The organism is Hansschlegelia quercus (assembly GCF_004310425.1).
Classification (GTDB): Bacteria; Pseudomonadota; Alphaproteobacteria; order Rhizobiales; family Methylopilaceae; genus Methylopila; species Methylopila quercus.
The window spans coordinates 352,070-367,836 of sequence record NZ_SIUB01000001.1 but is presented as its reverse complement, the minus strand read 5'-3'; the positions used below and the strand labels follow the sequence as shown (position 1 = coordinate 367,836).

Annotated in this window: 13 protein-coding genes, 1 tRNA gene and 1 pseudogene; 3 read left to right on the top strand and 12 right to left on the bottom strand. The window is 65.7% G+C overall.

What is annotated here, in order from left to right; genetic code table 11:
• Window positions 1–6: 6 nt before the first annotated feature.
• The 9 genes from EYR15_RS01745 to EYR15_RS01705 form a co-directional block, all read right to left on the bottom strand.
• Window positions 7–456, bottom strand: a complete 450-nt coding sequence (locus EYR15_RS01745; RefSeq protein ID WP_131001157.1) for an RrF2 family transcriptional regulator — start codon at window positions 454–456, stop codon at window positions 7–9.
• Window positions 457–532: 76 nt separating this feature from the next.
• On the bottom strand, window positions 533–946 hold the full coding sequence (locus tag EYR15_RS01740) for a PaaI family thioesterase (protein ID WP_131001156.1): 414 nt from the start codon (window positions 944–946) through the stop codon (window positions 533–535).
• Between the two features lie 163 nt (window positions 947–1,109).
• Entirely contained in the window at window positions 1,110–1,619 is a 510-nt protein-coding gene (locus tag EYR15_RS01735; RefSeq protein WP_245498095.1) for a hypothetical protein, read from the bottom strand.
• 75 nt (window positions 1,620–1,694) lie between these two features.
• Window positions 1,695–2,471, bottom strand: coding sequence for an amino acid ABC transporter ATP-binding protein (locus EYR15_RS01730; RefSeq protein ID WP_280986907.1), 777 nt, complete (start codon window positions 2,469–2,471; stop codon window positions 1,695–1,697).
• Between the two features lie 16 nt (window positions 2,472–2,487).
• The gene (locus EYR15_RS01725; protein ID WP_245498094.1) at window positions 2,488–3,387 is read right to left on the bottom strand and encodes an amino acid ABC transporter permease; all 900 of its coding nucleotides are present in this window, start codon (window positions 3,385–3,387) and stop codon (window positions 2,488–2,490) included.
• Entirely contained in the window at window positions 3,384–4,142 is a 759-nt protein-coding gene (locus tag EYR15_RS01720) for an amino acid ABC transporter permease (protein WP_131001155.1), read from the bottom strand. The genes EYR15_RS01725 and EYR15_RS01720 overlap by 4 nt, the downstream gene beginning before the upstream one ends.
• Before the next feature lie 109 nt (window positions 4,143–4,251).
• Window positions 4,252–5,052 carry a transporter substrate-binding domain-containing protein gene (locus EYR15_RS01715; protein WP_131001154.1) on the bottom strand — a complete coding sequence of 267 codons (801 nt, stop codon included), beginning with the start codon at window positions 5,050–5,052 and terminating at the stop codon, window positions 4,252–4,254.
• A gap of 278 nt (window positions 5,053–5,330) precedes the next feature.
• Window positions 5,331–5,404, bottom strand: a tRNA-Gln gene (locus tag EYR15_RS01710).
• 183 nt (window positions 5,405–5,587) lie between these two features.
• A complete protein-coding gene (locus EYR15_RS01705) occupies window positions 5,588–7,279 on the bottom strand; it encodes an L-lactate permease (protein ID WP_131001153.1) in 1,692 nt (563 codons plus the stop codon).
• A gap of 240 nt (window positions 7,280–7,519) precedes the next feature.
• On the opposite strand from EYR15_RS01705, the gene EYR15_RS01700 reads away from it, so the two are divergent.
• The 3 genes from EYR15_RS01700 (at window position 7,520) to EYR15_RS01690 (ending at window position 10,010) form a co-directional block, all read left to right on the top strand.
• Window positions 7,520–8,626, top strand: coding sequence for a Ppx/GppA phosphatase family protein (locus EYR15_RS01700; RefSeq protein WP_245498093.1), 1,107 nt, complete (start codon window positions 7,520–7,522; stop codon window positions 8,624–8,626).
• Complete coding sequence (locus EYR15_RS01695) at window positions 8,623–9,330, top strand: RlmE family RNA methyltransferase (RefSeq protein WP_131001152.1); 708 nt, start codon at window positions 8,623–8,625, stop codon at window positions 9,328–9,330. Before EYR15_RS01700 ends, EYR15_RS01695 begins: the two co-directional genes overlap by 4 nt.
• A 161-nt stretch (window positions 9,331–9,491) precedes the next feature.
• Window positions 9,492–10,010, top strand: a complete 519-nt coding sequence (locus tag EYR15_RS01690) for a hypothetical protein (RefSeq protein WP_131001151.1) — start codon at window positions 9,492–9,494, stop codon at window positions 10,008–10,010.
• Between the two features lie 4 nt (window positions 10,011–10,014).
• Here the strand turns inward: EYR15_RS01690 and metH are convergent.
• From metH to EYR15_RS01675, 3 genes and pseudogenes are all read right to left on the bottom strand, one after another.
• Window positions 10,015–13,801, bottom strand: a pseudogene (gene metH, locus EYR15_RS01685) (methionine synthase).
• A 26-nt stretch (window positions 13,802–13,827) separates the two neighbouring features.
• The gene (gene metF / locus EYR15_RS01680; RefSeq protein ID WP_131001150.1) at window positions 13,828–14,742 is read right to left on the bottom strand and encodes a methylenetetrahydrofolate reductase [NAD(P)H]; all 915 of its coding nucleotides are present in this window, start codon (window positions 14,740–14,742) and stop codon (window positions 13,828–13,830) included.
• The gene (locus EYR15_RS01675; RefSeq protein WP_131001149.1) at window positions 14,742–15,767 is read right to left on the bottom strand and encodes an ArsR/SmtB family transcription factor; all 1,026 of its coding nucleotides are present in this window, start codon (window positions 15,765–15,767) and stop codon (window positions 14,742–14,744) included. The genes metF and EYR15_RS01675 overlap by 1 nt, the downstream gene beginning before the upstream one ends.

The window sequence follows — 15,767 nt, the reverse complement described above, 5'->3', positions numbered from 1 at the left end:
GGGGCGTCAGATCTGGTAGGTGAACGCGGACATCGCGTTGTCGCTGAGGTCGCGCATCTCCGCGAGGCTGCGCTCGTCGAGCACCTCGGAAATTGCGTCCCGGACCTCCACCATCATCAGGCGGACCTGGCAGGCCTCGACGTCCTTGCAATCGTCGCAGGGCGTGTAGGCGCTGCGGCTCGCGCAGGTGATGGGCGCGAGCGGCCCGTCCAGCGCTCGGATGATCGCGCCGACCATGATCGTGTCGGCGGAGCGCGCCAGCATGTAGCCGCCGGCTTTGCCCTTCTTGCTCGTCAGCATACCGGCGTTCCTGAGTTCGCCCAGGATGGCGTCGAGAAACTTCTTCGGGATCGCGTTCCGCTCTGCGACCTCAGCCACGAAGGTGGATCTGCCGGGATCGAGCCGGGCAAGGTCGACCATGGCCTTGAGGCCGTATTTGGCCTTCTTCGTCAGCATCGCGGGAGCATCCGGGGAAAAGCGACTCTTTACAGGCTCTAGATAATAGCTCGAATCAGCGCCGCCAACGAGCGCCCTAGCGCTTCAGGATCTTCCACACGCCTGTCGCCACCGCCACGGTTCTCTCGTCTACCGTAAGATCCCCGCGCGTGAAGACGAGGGATGACGACAGCCGCACGATCTCCGGTTGCAGCGCCACGAACTCGCCGATCTTGGCGGACGACACGAACTGCATGTCGAACTGGATGGTGACGCAGGACGCCTCGGCCGCGTCCCACGAGGCGACGCCTAGCGCGCGGTCTGCGAGCGTCATCAGCATGCCGCCATGGACGAGACCGAGCAGGTTCGCGTGTTTCTGCCCGGCGCGGAAGCCGAAAGCGCGGGGCTTGCCCTCCGTCCACCGTTCGCAAAGCGGGCCGACAAGGTCGATGAAGCCTTCGTCGTGGAACGTCGACCATCCTTCGGGAGGGTCGGTGGGCCCGTTCGTCATCGTGCTCTCCGAAGATACCGGCGTCTGTTCGCCCGCCTTCCTTTCCAGCCCTCCGCTCAAATCGCAATGTCGGCGTCTTCGTGCGAGCGCTCAAGGACGATCGAGCGGTCTGGGACGCCGGGTCTATGGCGGCGTTGGCTTGGCTTGGGGGCCGTATCGAGCTTCAGCGGCCGAGCGCCGACCGGGCCGACAGTCTGATCCGACGCCCGAACTCTGCGGCGGCGCGCCAGACGGCTGTCGAGCGCAGCCATAGGAGCGCGCGGTCGCGGAGATCCGCCACGAACCTATACCCGAGCGCGAACCAGCCGATCTGGAGCAGCTTCGGCTTCCCGACATGGAAGATGCGCTCGCAGATCAGCAGCGACGAGAGATGCGAGAGCACGAGCGCAATCAGGCCGAGCACGGCGTGGCCGGACGCCAGCCAATAGAGCGCGATGAACTTGAAGGGCTCGATCACCGCGAAGGGAACGGCCAGCGTCACGAGCACTGCGTAAGGCGGCAGGGCCGCAATGCCCGCGCCGATCCGCGTGAACAGCCGGAGCGAGGACGTCCACGCGATCGCGGGCCGCACGAGCGGGCCGAACAGCGCGTTGAGAGCCTCGTAGCCGACGAGGACGATCGCGAGAGGAAACGAGACGGCGCGTCTGAACGTAGCGAGCATGGAGCCGATCATGCGTGAGGCCTCGACCGGCGTCGCGCAGAATCTCGGCGGGTTGCGGGCGGGCGAGCGCCGTTGGCTCCCGGCCGCTTAGAGGATCTGGCCCAGAAACGTTTTCGTCCGCTCGTCCTTTGCGTTTTCAAAGAACTCGGCCGGCGGCGCGTGCTCGACGATCACGCCCTTGTCGGTGAAGTAGATGTGGTCGGCGACGTCCCGGGCGAACTTCATCTCGTGGGTCACGAGCAGGCAGGTCATACCCTCCTCGGCGAGTTCGCGGATGGTGACGAGCACCTCCTTGACCGTCTCCGGATCGAGCGCCGCCGTCACCTCGTCGAACAGCATGATGTCCGGCCGCATGGCGAGCGACCGCGCGATGGCGACGCGCTGCTGCTGGCCGCCGGAAAGCTCGCCGGGATAGTTGTTCTCCTTGCCCGTCAACCGGACCTTGGCGAGCAGCTTCCGGGCCCGCTCCTCGACCTCCTTCTTATCCTGCTTCAGCACGTTGATCGGCGCCATCATAACGTTCTGCAGCGCCGTCTTGTGCGGGAACAGATTATATTGCTGGAACACCATGCCGACCTTGCGGCGCAGCTTCAGCTTGTCGAGGCGTTCGTCGTTGACCTCCTGATTCTCCACGAGGATAGAGCCGGAATCGATCTCCACCAGCGCATTGATGCAGCGGATCAGCGTCGACTTGCCGGAACCAGACGGGCCGATGATGCAGATCGCCTCGCCCTTCTTCACGTCGAGGGAGACGCCTTTCAGCACCTCGAATGCGCCGAAAGACTTGCGGACGTCGACCACCGAGATGATCGGCTGTTCCGGGGTCCAGAGCACGCCGGCGGGCGTTCCGATTGGCTGTTTCAAAACGCGTCTCCGAGGATCAGGTCTTGACGTTGTATCGGCGCTCGAGGCGCTGGGTTAGCTTCGAGATCGGCCAGCAATAGGCGAAGAAACAGAGGCCCGCGAAGCCGTAGAGCGGCGCGAACAACTCGGCCCGGCCGCCCTCGGCCGCATGGACCTGGGCGGTGAGCGTCAGCATCTCGCCGACCCCGACGATCGAGGCCAGCACGGTCGCCATGGTGATCAGCGAATAGAGGTTCATCCACGGCGGCAGCATGCGCTTCACGCATTGGGGGAGGATGATCTGCCGGATCGTCTTGCCGCGGGGGAAGGCGAGCGATTCCGCCGCGTCCCACTGGCCGCTCGGCAGCGAACGGATGGCGCCGCGCAGCAACTCCGACACGTTCGCCATCACCGGCAGCGCAAAACCGATGATCGCCTTGAACCAGTCCGGCAGCGGGATCGTGACCCCGAAGACCGTGAACTGGAACGGGATCATGAACATCGCGAAGAACAGCAGCACGAGCCACGGCGCGTTGCGAAAGAACTGCGTGACGAACCAGGAGGACTTGCGGATCCACCCCTTCAGGCTGATCTGGCCGAGGCCGAGCAGTACGCCGAAGAACGTTCCGAGCGCCATCGCCGCGATCGAGATCACGATGTTGAAGATGAAGCCCTTGAGTAGGAAAGGCGCCCATTTGATGATGACCGAGAGCGGCGTCGCAGGCGCAGCGATCAAAGCTTCGGTCGCAGCCGCCGGCGGCGCGTCCGGCGCCTGGGCTACGGCGGATCCCGCGACCACCAGCGCGACCGCCACGAAGAAGACGACATGCCGCGTATTCAGCCGAGGCAGTTCGAGAGGTCGACGCTCGCGAGGGGGCAGCAGAACAGCGAACGGCCGGTGAGCAGGATGCTCGCGATCAAGCATGGCGTCGCTCATCGGCCGCGCCCCTGTCCGTAGCCGGGAACCGCCATAGAGCGCTCCCACGCATTCATCGCCCAGACCAGCACCCCGACCAGCGCGACATAGGTCAGCAACAGCACCACCATCATGGTCGGCACGTTCTGCGCGTCGGTCCAGATCTGCTTCGAGGCATAGAGTAGCTCAGGCACGGCGATGGCGTAGGCGAGCGAGGTGGTCTTGAGCAGGTTGACGAGGTTGTTGTTCAGCGCTGGCAGGCACACGCGTATCGCGAGCGGCAGGACGATGTGCCGATAAGCGCCGAGTCTCGTGTAGCCCAGCGCTTCGGCCGCCTCGAGCGTCGACTTCGGCACCGCCTCGATGCCGGACCGGAAGATCTCGATGTTGAACGCGCCAGCGAACAGCGAAAGCGAGATGATCGCCCACTGGATGTTCGTGAAAAGCGGCGCCCGCATGCCGTCAGCGTCCTCGACGTAAGGCAGCAGGTTCGAGATGCCGAAATAGAAGAAGAAGATCTGGACCAGCGGCGGCGTGTTGCGGAACAGCACGATGAAGCCGTTGATCGCCCACCGCACGGCTTTGATCGGCGAGCCCTGAGCCCATGCGCCGACGACGCCGATGATCACGCTGAAGAACAGGCTGATGATGCTGAGATAGATCGTCATCCAGATGCCGGAGATGAACCGGCTCTGGTCGAACTGATCGTAAAGGATCGTAAGATTGATCCCGGTCGCCTCGTAGAGGGCGCGACCCCATTCAGCCAAGGCTTCCATCGATCCCCGAACTCGTCAGACCATTAAGCAAGGCTTTGAACCGGCCTTGGCCGGAGAGGAAGAAGCGAAACCGGCGCCAACCCCGCGCCGGCTTCGCCCGAAGACCGGATCAGCTACCGTTCGCCTTGTCGTGCATGCGCTTGGAGTAGTCGGTGGGCTGGATGCCCCACTTCTTTTCGAGATCGACAACCGTGCCCTTCTTGAACCAGTCCTGCGTGGTCTCAGACAGGTACTTGCCGAAGGCGTCCTCGCCGGTCTTCACGGCCATGATCCACGGCGTCTCGAGGATGCCGGGCAGCGGCATGTAGAAGCCGGACTTCCACTCCTCGTCGAGCAGCTTCCCCTGCACAAAGGTCTGGTCGTAGAGGTAACCGATGCACTCGCCCTGCTTCAGCGCGAACAGCGGCTTCTCGGAGCCATCGAACGCCTTGATCGTAGCGCCGTATTTGGCCTCGACTTCCTTGTTGTAGAACGAGCCCGAGGTCGCGCAGATGGTCTTGCCCTTCAGCGCTTCCCAGTCGGTGTACTTGGCCTTCTGCGTCATCAGGATGTTGACCGAGTCCGAATAGTACTGCGGGTCGATCGCGAGCACCGACTTCCGGCGTTCCGGCTTGTCCGACATCGTGGCGAGGACGATGTCGATCTTGCCCTGGTTCAGGAACTCGATGCGGTTCGAGGCGACGACCGGCACAAGTTCGAGCTTCACGCCCAGACGTTGGGCGAGATCCGCTGCGAGATCGGGCTCGATGCCGACGATCTGGCCGGACGGGTCACGAAAACCGAACGGCTTGTAGTCGGCCTTTACGCCGACGATGAGCGTGCCGCGATCCTTGATGGTCTGCATCACGTCGGCGGCCGCAGGAGCGACGCCGGCGGCGAGCGCGAGCGCGGCGATGAGAAGTTTTTTCATCGTGGATGCTGTCCTTGTCGCTGCCCACCGCGCATCGAGGAACGTCTGAACATGCGCGCCATGGAGCTACTTAGATTGGCCTAGGATGATCCTAGACCGCGGCCGACGCAGGTCGCAACGAGAGTCCGCCGTATGGCGCCTAATTTTTCGTCCGGCCTCGTAGTTGTGCGTTGCGGTAAGATAAATGCGGAAGACAGCGCCCACAGCGCGCGGGCGGGCGACGACGGATCGCTAGCCGTCGGGCGGTCTCGGCATCCACGTATCTGAGAAAGAAAACTTGGCTGGGGGACCTGGATTCGAACCAGGACTAGCGGAGTCAGAGTCCGCGGTTCTACCGTTAAACTATCCCCCAGCAGGGGATCGGTCAGCCTCGTGGGCCGCCCGTTGCGCCATTCGGCCTGCAGGAGCATGGCGAGATGTCACGACGGCGTCTCCTTACCGATTTGAGGCGCCGAGGGCAAGACCGAAGAGCGTCGCCCAAAGCAAAAGGGCCGGCTTGCGCCGGCCCTTCGCAGAAGGCGGGTCGACCGGCCCGTCAGGGCGTCGGCGCGATGGCCGGGGCCGCCAGCACCATCTCGGTGAACGGCCAGACATAGGCCTGCGCCATGATCAGCATTCCCATTAACGCGGCAAGCGCAAGGGAGTGGAAGAACACGTAACGCAGGATGTCGCCTTCGTGGCCGTACCAGCGGGTCGCAGTCGACGCCACGACGATCGACTGGGCGTCGATCATCTTGCCCATCACGCCGCCGGACGAGTTCGCCGCCGCCATGAGTGTCGGGGACAGGCCGAGCTGTTCGGCGGAGATCTTCTGCAACGAGCCGAACAGCACATTTGACGAGGTGTCGGAGCCGGTCAGCGCGACGCCGAGCCAGCCAAGCATCGCTCCGAAGAACGGGTACAGCCAGCCGGTCTTCGCGAAGGCGAGGCCGAGCGTGGCGTCGACGCCTGAGTAGCGGGTGACGAAGCCGAGCGCGAGCATCGCGGAGATGGTCAGTAGCGAGTAGCGCACGAGGTAGAGCGTGCGGCCGTAGACCTTCAGCATGCCGAGCGGCGAGAAGCCCATCACGAAGCCGGCGATGATGGCCGAGACCAGAATGCCGCTGCCCGTCGCCGACAGCCAGTTCAGATTGTAGACGGCGGCCTCCGCCTTTGCCGCGGTGACGACCGGCGGCACGCGTTCGATCAGCTTGTCGACATGCGCGACCGGGAACTTCACCAGCGCAAAGGAGTCGAGGAACGCCTTGAACTGTGGAATGCCCCAGCAGACCACCACGACCGACAGGATCAGCCATGGCACCCAGGCGCGGATGACGACCGACGACGCATGCTTGTCGAAGACATGCCGCCCCCCTCCGGCTGCGACCTCGCCGGATACGGACGGAGCGGAGCCGTCAGCGGAGGTCCAGACCTCTCTGGGCTTCCACGACTTCAGGAAGAAGGTGAGCGCGGCGATTGAAACCACCGAGGCGATGACGTCCACCAGCCAAGGGCCGTGGTAGTTCGAGATGATGAATTGCGGGATCGCAAAGGCGACGCCGGCCACCAGGATCGCCGGGAAAATCTGCATCATGCCGCGGAAGCCCGCAAAGGCCACGATCAGCCAGAACGGCACCAGCACGGAGAAGAACGGCAGTTGGCGGCCAACCATGGCGGAGAGATCGAGCAGCGGAAGGCCGGTGACGCCGGCGAGCGCGATGATCGGCGTGCCGAGCGCGCCATAGGCCACCGGCGCGGTGTTCGCGATCAGCGACAGGCCGGAGGCCGCGAGCGGCGAGAAGCCGAGGCCGATCAGTATTGCGCCAGTCACCGCCACCGGCGTGCCGAAGCCGCCTGCGCCCTCGAAGAACGCGCCGAAGCAGAAGGCGATCAGCAGAAGCTGAAGGCGGCGATCGTCCGTGACCCCGGCGATCGAATCCTGCAGGACCTTGAAATAGCCTTTCTCGAGCGTGAGTTGGTAGAGGAAGATGATGTTGAGGATGATCCAGCCGATCGGCAGCAGGCCATAGGCGGCGCCGTAGAGCGCGGTCATCCCGGCCTTGTCGGCCGGCATGCCGTGCGCGAACACCGCGATCGCCAACGCGGCCACGAGGCCTGCCAGCGCCGCGACGTGCGCCTTCATGTGGAACAGTCCGATGCCCGCCAGAAGCACGACAATGGGGATCGCCGCGACCAGTGTCGAGATCACGGCGTTCCCGAATGGATCGTAAACCTGTTGCCACATCATGCGCTTGACCCTCCCTAAGGCCCCGTTTGTCGTCCCGGAGCTCCTGGCGGCAGCTTATCTCAGGAAGCGGCGGCGTCTTCCCCTCCTCGCGTAGGGTGCCGCGCCAGTTCACAGAAAAGGATCAGTCGATCACCGGGCCCGTTCTTGCGGGCATGGGCGCGGCTGTTATGCTCTCACACAAACGTCACAGGCCGTGCGGCGCGGGGGCCGACGCGGAGAGCTTGCGAGGACGGAGAGGATTTGACCTATACGACCGTCTCGATCGGCGGCGCGGAGCTTGAGCCCGCGTCGATGCCGGTCGCCCCGGGCGCCGGGGCGGGACGAGGCGGAACGACGGTTCGTCCTCAATCGCCCACCTATGCCGCGCTCGATCTGGGGACCAACAACTGCCGCCTGCTGGTGGCGCGGCCTGATCGCGACGGCGGCTTCCGGGTCGTCGACTCGTTCTCGCGCATCGTGCGCCTCGGTGAGGGCCTTGCCCATAGCGGCCGGCTGTCGTCCGAAGCGATCTCGCGGGCGGTGGCGGCGCTGAAGATCTGCCGCGACAAGATGGAGGCGAGGGGCGTCACCCGCGCCCGGCTGATCGCCACCGAGGCTTGCCGACAGGCCGAGAACGGCTCCGACTTTCTCGAGCAGGTGTTCGACGAGGCCGGCCTCAGGCTGGAGATCATCGACCGCGCGACGGAGGCTCGGCTCGCGGCCGCCGGCTGCGCGTCGCTGGCCGACCCCGCAGCGGGGGGCGTCATCCTGTTCGACATCGGCGGCGGCTCATCCGAGGTCGTCTGGCTTGAGCGCAAGGGCGGCGGCGGGGCGAACCTCACCATGAGGGCGTGGGTCTCTCTCCCCGTCGGCGTCGTGACGCTCGCCGAGCGCTATGGCGGCGAGAGAGTCACGACCGAGGTGTTCGAGAGCATGGTCGCGGAAGTCGAACGCATGCTCGAATCTTTCCCCGAGCGCGAGACTTTGTCGGCCTCGCTCAGCGACATCCATCTGCTCGGCACGTCGGGCACGGTGACGACCATCGCGGGCGTCCATCTCGGCCTTCCCCGCTACGAGCGCCGGCTGGTCGACGGGCAGTGGATGGCCTCGACCGACGTCACGCGCGTCGTCGAGTCGCTGAAGGAGATGTCCTACGACCAGCGTTGCCAGAACCCGTGCATCGGCCCCGACCGCGCCGATCTCGTGCTCGCCGGCTGCGCCGTGCTCGAGGCGATCCGCCGGACGTTTCCGGTCGCGCGGCTGCGCGTCGCCGACCGCGGCCTGCGCGAAGGCATTCTGGTCGAGATGATGCGCGCCGACGGTGTCTGGCGCCGCAGGGGCCCGCGACGGCGCGGGAAGCGTTCGTGAGCGGCAAAGGCGACGACAAGGTCGGCGGCGGCGCCAACCGCGGCCTCGAGGTGCGGGTCCGCACCGCGAAGAAGCGCACCCACGCCTCGACGCTCTGGCTCAGCCGCCAGCTCAACGATCCTTACGTGCAGGCCGCCAAACGCGAAGGCTACCGCTCGCGCGCCGCCTTCAAGCTCACCGAGATCGACGACCGCTACAAGGTCCTGCGCAAGGGCCAGCGCGTGGTCGACCTAGGCGCGGCGCCGGGCGGCTGGAGCCAGATCGCGGCCCAGCGCGTCGGCTCGACCGACGGCCACGGCAAGGTCGTCGCGATCGACCTCCTGGAGATGGAGCCGGCGCCCGGCGTCGATTTTTTCGTGCTCGACTTTCTCGCCGACGAGGCGCCGGGCCTGCTGAAGACGCGCATGGGCGGCCAGGCCGATGTCGTGCTCTCCGACATGGCGGCCAACACGACCGGCCACCGCAAAACCGACCATTTGCGGATCGTCAATCTCGTCGAGGCCGCGGCTTTGTTCGCCTCCGAGGTGCTGGCCCCCGGCGGCGCCTTCCTCGCCAAGGTCTTCCAGGGCGGCACCGAGGGTGACCTGCTTGCGAGCCTGAAGCGGGACTACGTCAAGGTCTTCCACGTGAAGCCGCCCGCGAGCCGCAAGGACAGCGCGGAGCTCTACGTGCTGGCGACGGGATTCCGGGGCGGGGCGGGGTAGGGCGGCGCTTTCGGCTTCAAGAGCGGATCGACGGCGTCCGCCGACCGCGTATGCCTATTCCGGATCGGATCGTCCGCCCAAGGCGTTCTGGAAGCTGGACCTCTTTCGCGCTGGCAAGCGCCGAAGGCGGGTCTACGTTCCAATGGAGCCTGGAGGAAACCATGCGCCTTGCTATCGCCGCCGTAATCATGCTCACGCCTGCATTCGCCTTGGCCGCGCCTCCCGCCTCGGAGAGCGACTCTATCGCGATTGGTCCCTGGCAGATCGAGGCGAACTATCGCGCCGAGACGTTCAAGAGCTGCGTCATGAGCCGTACGACGGAAGACGGCGTCGAGGTCCGTTTCGTGCGCGACGCCGATGGCCTCCTGATGACGCTGCACTCACCGCGCTGGCAGCTTGGCAAGGGCAAATCCTATCCCGTCCAACTGGTCGCCGGTTCGAGCACGCTCGATGCGGAAGCGGCCGCGACGGCTAACTCGGTCTCGACCCCGATCGGCGACGACAAGTTCCTGAAGTCGCTCGGGCTCGCCGACCAGCTCGAGATCAAGGGCGCAGGCTCGACGATCGTCGTCGCGCTCGACCGTAGCGCGGCCGGCCTGGAGCGATTGGAGACCTGCTTCGCCAACAATGGCTCGGCGACCGAATCGAATCCGTTCGTGGCGCCGCCCAAGCAACCTTAAGCCCTCACTCCGCCGCGATCTTCGCCTGCCGGTTCGGGTCATAGTTCAGCACCGGCGCGAGCCACTTCTCCATCTGGTCGGTGCTCATGCCCTTGCGACCGGCGTAGTCGACCGTCTGGTCGCGGTCGATCTTGCCGAGCCCGAAATAGCGGCTCTGCGGGTGGCTGAAATAGAGGCCAGAGACCGCCGAGCCCGGCCACATCGCGTAGGACTCCGTCAGCGTCAGGCCGATCGCCTCAGGCGCGTCGAGCAGCTCGAATAGCGTCGCCTTTTCAGTGTGGTCGGGCTGCGCGGGATAGCCCGGCGCAGGGCGGATGCCCTGATACTCCTCGGCGATGATCTGCTCGTTCGAGAGCGTTTCATCAGCGGCGTAGCCCCAGTGTGTGCGGCGGACCTCGGCGTGCATCCACTCGGCAGCGGCCTCGGCGAGGCGGTCGGCGAGGGCTTTAGCGAGGATCCCGCCGTAATCGTCATTGGCGCGGGCGAAGCGCTGGGCGACCGCCTCCTCGCCGATGCCCGCGGTCACCGCGAAGCCGCCGATATAGTCCGCGACGTCTGACTCCTCCGGCGCGATGAAGTCGGAAAGCGCGAGGTTCGGCTTGTCCTTGGTGCGCGCCATCTGCTGGCGGAGCGTGTGGAGCGTGGCGAGCTCTTGGCTGCGGTCGTCGTCAGTGAACAGGACGATGTCGTCGCCGCGCGCGGTCGCGGGCCAGAAGCCGATGACGGCGCGCGCCTCAAGCCACTTCTCTTCCGCCATCTGGCGAAGCATAGCGGTCGCGTCCTCGAACAGGTTGCGCGCGGCCTCGCCGTATTTCTCGTCAGTCAGGATTTCCGGATAGCGGCCCTTTAGTTCCCAGGTCTGGAAGAACGGCGTCCAGTCGATAAAGGGAATCAGCGTGTCGAGCGGAATCTCCTTGAACACCTTCGTCCCGAGGAACGTCGGCTTCGACGCCACCTTGTCGAGGTCGATCTGCAGACGGTTCGCGCGCGCAGCCGCGATCGGGCTGCGGACCTTGTCCTCCTGCGTACGGGCGTGGCGTTCGGCGAGCTCGAGATAGTCGGCGCGGATGCCGGAGGCGTACGCCTCCCTGTTCTCCTTCGAGAGCAACTGCGAGACGACGCCGACGGCGCGGCTGGCGTCGATCACGTGCACAGCCTGGCCGCGGTCGTAGGCCGGATTGATTTTCACAGCGGTGTGGATCTTCGACGTGGTCGCGCCGCCGATCAGCAGGGGCACGTCGAAGCCTTCGCGCTCCAGCTCGGAGGCGACCGTCACCATCTCGTCGAGCGAGGGCGTAATCAGGCCGGAAAGGCCGATAACGTCGACCTCGTGCTCCTTCGCCGCGGCGAGGATCTTCGTCACCGGCACCATGACGCCGAGGTCGATGACCTCGTAATTGTTACACTGGAGCACGACGCCGACGATATTCTTGCCGATGTCGTGGACGTCGCCCTTGACCGTCGCCATCAGGATCTTGCCCGCGGCGGAACGCTGCGAGCCGCCATTGAGGCGCTTCTCCTCCTCCATATACGGCATGAGGTAGGCCACTGCCTGCTTCATCACGCGCGCCGATTTCACCACCTGCGGCAGGAACATCTTGCCTGACCCGAACAGGTCGCCGACGACGTTCATGCCATCCATCAGCGGGCCTTCGATCACGTGCAGCGGCCGCTCCGCCTGCGCGCGGGCCTCTTCGGTGTCGGCGTCGATGAACTCGGTGATCCCGTGGACAAGCGCGTGCTCCAGCCGCTTGGAGACCGGCTGCTCCCGCCACTTGGTGTCGACCACGCGGGCTTCCTGCTTGCCGCCCTTGAACTTGTCGGCGACGGCGAGCAGCCGGTCGGTCGAATCCGCGCGGCGGTTCAGCACCACGTCTTCGGCGAGCTCGCGCAGCTCCGGGTCGATGTCGTCATAGACGGGTAAGGCGCCCGCATTGACGATGCCCATATCCATGCCGACGCGGATCGCGTGGTAGAGGAAGACCGAGTGCATCGCCGCGCGCACCGGTTCGTTGCCGCGGAAGGCGAAGCTGAGGTTGGAGACGCCGCCCGAGATGTGGGCGTGGGGCAGGTTTTCACGGATCCACTTCGTCGCCTCGATGAAGTCGACGCCGTAATTCGAATGCTCCTCGATCCCTGTGGCGACCGCGAACACGTTGGGGTCGAACACGATGTCCTGCGGGGGGAAACCGACCTGCTCGACGAGGATCTTGTAGGCGCGCGCGCAGATCTCGGTCTTGCGCTTGAAGGTGTCCGCCTGGCCCTGCTCATCAAACGCCATGACGACGACGGCCGCGCCGTAAGCCCGCACCTTCTTCGCGTAATGGATAAAGCTCTCCTCGCCCTCCTTGAGCGAGATCGAGTTCACAATCGACTTGCCCTGCACGCATTTCAGGCCCGCCTCGATCACCGTCCACTTGGACGAGTCGATCATGACGGGGACGCGCGCGATGTCCGGCTCGGCCGCGATGAGGTTGAGGAATTCGGTCATCGCCTTCTCGGAGTCGAGAAGGCCTTCGTCCATGTTCACGTCGAGGATCTGCGCGCCGTTCTCGACCTGCTCGCGCGCCACGTCGAGCGCGGCCGCGTAGTCGCCCGCTGTGATGAGCTTGCGGAACTTGGCCGAGCCCGTGACGTTCGTGCGCTCGCCGACATTGACGAAGCTTGAGGCGGCGGAGGTCATGAGCGTTCCGTCGTGAGAGAAGGGGTAGTCAGGCGGGGCGCGTGCTTCGATCTCACGCCACGAGCTCGAACGGCTCGAGCCCCGACAGCCGCATCTTGGGCGCGATCTCGGGGATCTGGCGCGGCGCCTTGCCCTTCACGGCCTCCGCGATCGCCGCGATATGCGCCGGCGTCGTGCCGCAGCAGCCGCCCACGATGTTGACGAGCCCGGAGGAGGCGAACTCGCCGACGAGCTCGGCCATCGCCTCCGGGCTCTCGTCATAGAGACCGAATTCGTTCGGAAGGCCGGCGTTCGGATAGGCGCAGATCAGCGTGTCGGCGACGCGGCTAAGCTCGGCGACGTGGCCGCGCATTTCCTTCGCGCCGAGCGCGCAGTTCAACCCGAACGAGATCGGCCGCGCATGGTTGAGCGCGTTCCAGAACGCGGTCGGGGTCTGGCCGGAAAGCGTGCGTCCGGAGAGGTCGGTGATCGTGCCGGAGATCATCACCGGAACACGGGAGCCGCGCTCGGCGAAGATCTCCTCAATCGCGAAGATCGCGGCCTTGGCGTTGAGCGTATCGAAGATCGTCTCGACCAGCAGAATGTCGGCGCCGCCCTCGAGCAGGCCCCGCGCGGCCTCGCCATAGGCCGTCGCGAGTTCGTCGAAGGTGACGGCGCGAAAGCCCGGATTGTTGACGTCCGGCGAGATCGACGCCGTGCGGTTCGTTGGCCCGAGCGTGCCCGCGACGAAACGCGGCCGGCCGTCTTCCTTCTCCGCGATATCGCCGGCCTGCCGCGCGAGCCGCGCGCCCTCGACGTTCAACTCGTGAGCGAGCGCCTCCATGCCGTAATCGGCCTGCGCGATCGTGGTCGAGGAGAAGGTGTTGGTCTCGACGATATCGGCGCCGGCGCGGAAATATTCGAGATGGATGTCGCGGATGCAGTCCGGCTGCGTCAGGATCAGCAGGTCGTTGTTGCCCTTGACGTCGCGGTTCCACTCCGTGAACCGCTGCGCCCGGAAATCCTCTTCCGAGAACTTCCGCTGCTGGATCATCGTGCCCATCGCGCCGTCGAGCACGAGGATGCGCTCGGATGCGAGCTTGCGGATCTTGGCTTCGACGTCGGTCATGGTCTCTGTCCTTCGTCCCTGATCACTCAAGCCGCCGCCGCCTTCGCCGCGGCGCCGACCTCCGGCCGCACGCCCAGGAGGTGGCAGACGGCGTAGACGAGGTCGGCCTTGTTCATGGTGTAGAAGTGAAAATCCTTCACGCCATGGTCGACGAGGTCGAGCACCTGTTCGGCTGCGACCGCCGCCGCCACAAGCTGGCGGGTGGAGGGGTCGTTCTCAAGCCCTTCGAACCGCGCGGCGAACCAGTCCGGAACGCTCGCGCCGGCCTTCGTCGCGAAATTCGCGGTCTGCTTGAAGTTCGACACCGCGACGATGCCGGGAATGATCGGGATGTGGATGCCGCGCTTTCGCGCTTCGTCGACGTAGCGGAGATAGTGGTTGTTGTCGAAGAAGAACTGGGTGATGGCGCGTGTCGCGCCGGCGTCGACCTTGGCCTTCAGCACGTCGAAGTCGGCATCGACGCTGGGACTCTCCGGATGCTTCTCGGGATAAGCCGAGACCGACATCTCGATCTCCGGCGCGCGACGACGAATGCCCGCGACGAGATCGGCAGTCGAGGCGTAGCCGCCGGGATGCGGCTCGAACGCCGCACCCACGCCGCCCGCAGGATCGCCGCGCAGCGCCACGATGTGGCGCACGCCCGCCTCCCGATAGCTGTCGACGACCGCGTCCACCTCTTCCCTGGTCGCCGATACGCAGGTGAGGTGGGCGGCCGGCTGGATGTCTGTTTCCTTCACCATGCGCGCGACGGTGGAATGGGTGCGCTCGCGCGTCGAGCCGCCGGCGCCGTAGGTCACCGACATGAAGGTGGGCTGAAGCGGGGACAGACGCTCGATCGAACGCCACAGCGTCTCCTCCATCTCCGGCGTCTTCGGCGGGAAGAACTCGAAGGAGACGCGGATCGGGCGCCGGCTCGTACGGGAAAGACGATCGTTCGGCATCATGCGACCTCGAAGTCCGAGGGAGTGGGAAGCGCGTCCGACACGAAGCGCGGGTCGCGCGCCAGCCAGAGCGAAACGGTGAGCTTGTCGTCCGCCCCGTCGGGCGGCGGAAGGGTGGAATGCGCGACGAGGTCGAGCCCGACCGCGGCGAGCCAGCCCGACATCGTCTCATGCGCGAAGCCGAGACGGCGGTGCGCGTGCGCTTCGCGCAAATGCTCGATGCCATGCGGCGCGAAATCAACGATCAGCATGCGCCCCGCAGGACGCAGCGTGCGCGCCGCCTCGCGCAGAGCCCGCGGCGCGTCGTCGAGGAAGTGCAGCACTTGATGGATGACGACAAGGTCGAACGATTCGGCCGGGACGGGGAGGGCGAAAATGTCCCCTTGGCGGACCTGCACGTTGGTCACGCTGGCGCGCGAAAGGTTCGCGCGGGCGAGCGCCAGCATGTCGCGGTTCGAGTCGACTCCGACCGCGCGCCCGACATGAGGGCTCAGCAGTTCGAGCATCCGTCCCGTGCCGGTGCCGAGATCGAGCGCGGCTTCGATACGCGCGGTTCCGACTGCATCAAGGATCGCGCGCTCGACATCCGTTTCCGAGACGTGGAGCCCGCGCACGCCGTCCCATGACGCCGCGTTCGCCGAGAAGTATTGCGCCGCGGTCTCATGGTGTCCGGCTCTTACCGAGTCGAGCCGTTCGCGATCGCGCAGGAGCGCCGGGTCGTCGCGGTCGAGGAAAGCAAGCGCGGCGGCGAGACCGACGCCTTCGGCAGAACCGTCGGCGAGCCGGAAGAACGCCCAGGCGCCTTCGCGGTGACGCTCGATCAGCCCGGCCTCGACGAGCAGCTTCAGGTGCCTCGAGATGCGTGGCTGGCTCTGGCCCAGAATATCGGTGAGGTCGCTGACGGAGAGTTCGCCTTCCGTCAGAAGAGCGAGGATGCGCAGCCGCGTCGGCTCGCCCGCCGCGCGCAAGGCGGCGAGGGCGGAGTCGAGCGACAAAGCAGGCGCGCGCAGCGTCGAAAAAGACAT

What these genes read in the sequence shown, in the direction of transcription:
- EYR15_RS01725 (WP_245498094.1), bottom strand. Translation starts at nt 3,387, where the DNA reads ATGAGCGACGCCATGCTTGATCGCGAGCATCCTGCTCACCGGCCGTTC.
- metF (WP_131001150.1), bottom strand. Translation starts at nt 14,742, where the DNA reads ATGCCGAACGATCGTCTTTCCCGTACGAGCCGGCGCCCGATCCGCGTC.
- EYR15_RS01735 (WP_245498095.1), bottom strand. Translation starts at nt 1,619, where the DNA reads ATGATCGGCTCCATGCTCGCTACGTTCAGACGCGCCGTCTCGTTTCCT.
- EYR15_RS01720 (WP_131001155.1), bottom strand. Translation starts at nt 4,142, where the DNA reads ATGGAAGCCTTGGCTGAATGGGGTCGCGCCCTCTACGAGGCGACCGGG.
- EYR15_RS01675 (WP_131001149.1), bottom strand. Translation starts at nt 15,767, where the DNA reads ATGTCTTTTTCGACGCTGCGCGCGCCTGCTTTGTCGCTCGACTCCGCC.
- EYR15_RS01705 (WP_131001153.1), bottom strand. Translation starts at nt 7,279, where the DNA reads ATGATGTGGCAACAGGTTTACGATCCATTCGGGAACGCCGTGATCTCG.
- EYR15_RS01715 (WP_131001154.1), bottom strand. Translation starts at nt 5,052, where the DNA reads ATGAAAAAACTTCTCATCGCCGCGCTCGCGCTCGCCGCCGGCGTCGCT.
- EYR15_RS01745 (WP_131001157.1), bottom strand. Translation starts at nt 456, where the DNA reads ATGCTGACGAAGAAGGCCAAATACGGCCTCAAGGCCATGGTCGACCTT.
- EYR15_RS01690 (WP_131001151.1), top strand. Translation starts at nt 9,492, where the DNA reads ATGCGCCTTGCTATCGCCGCCGTAATCATGCTCACGCCTGCATTCGCC.
- EYR15_RS01740 (WP_131001156.1), bottom strand. Translation starts at nt 946, where the DNA reads ATGACGAACGGGCCCACCGACCCTCCCGAAGGATGGTCGACGTTCCAC.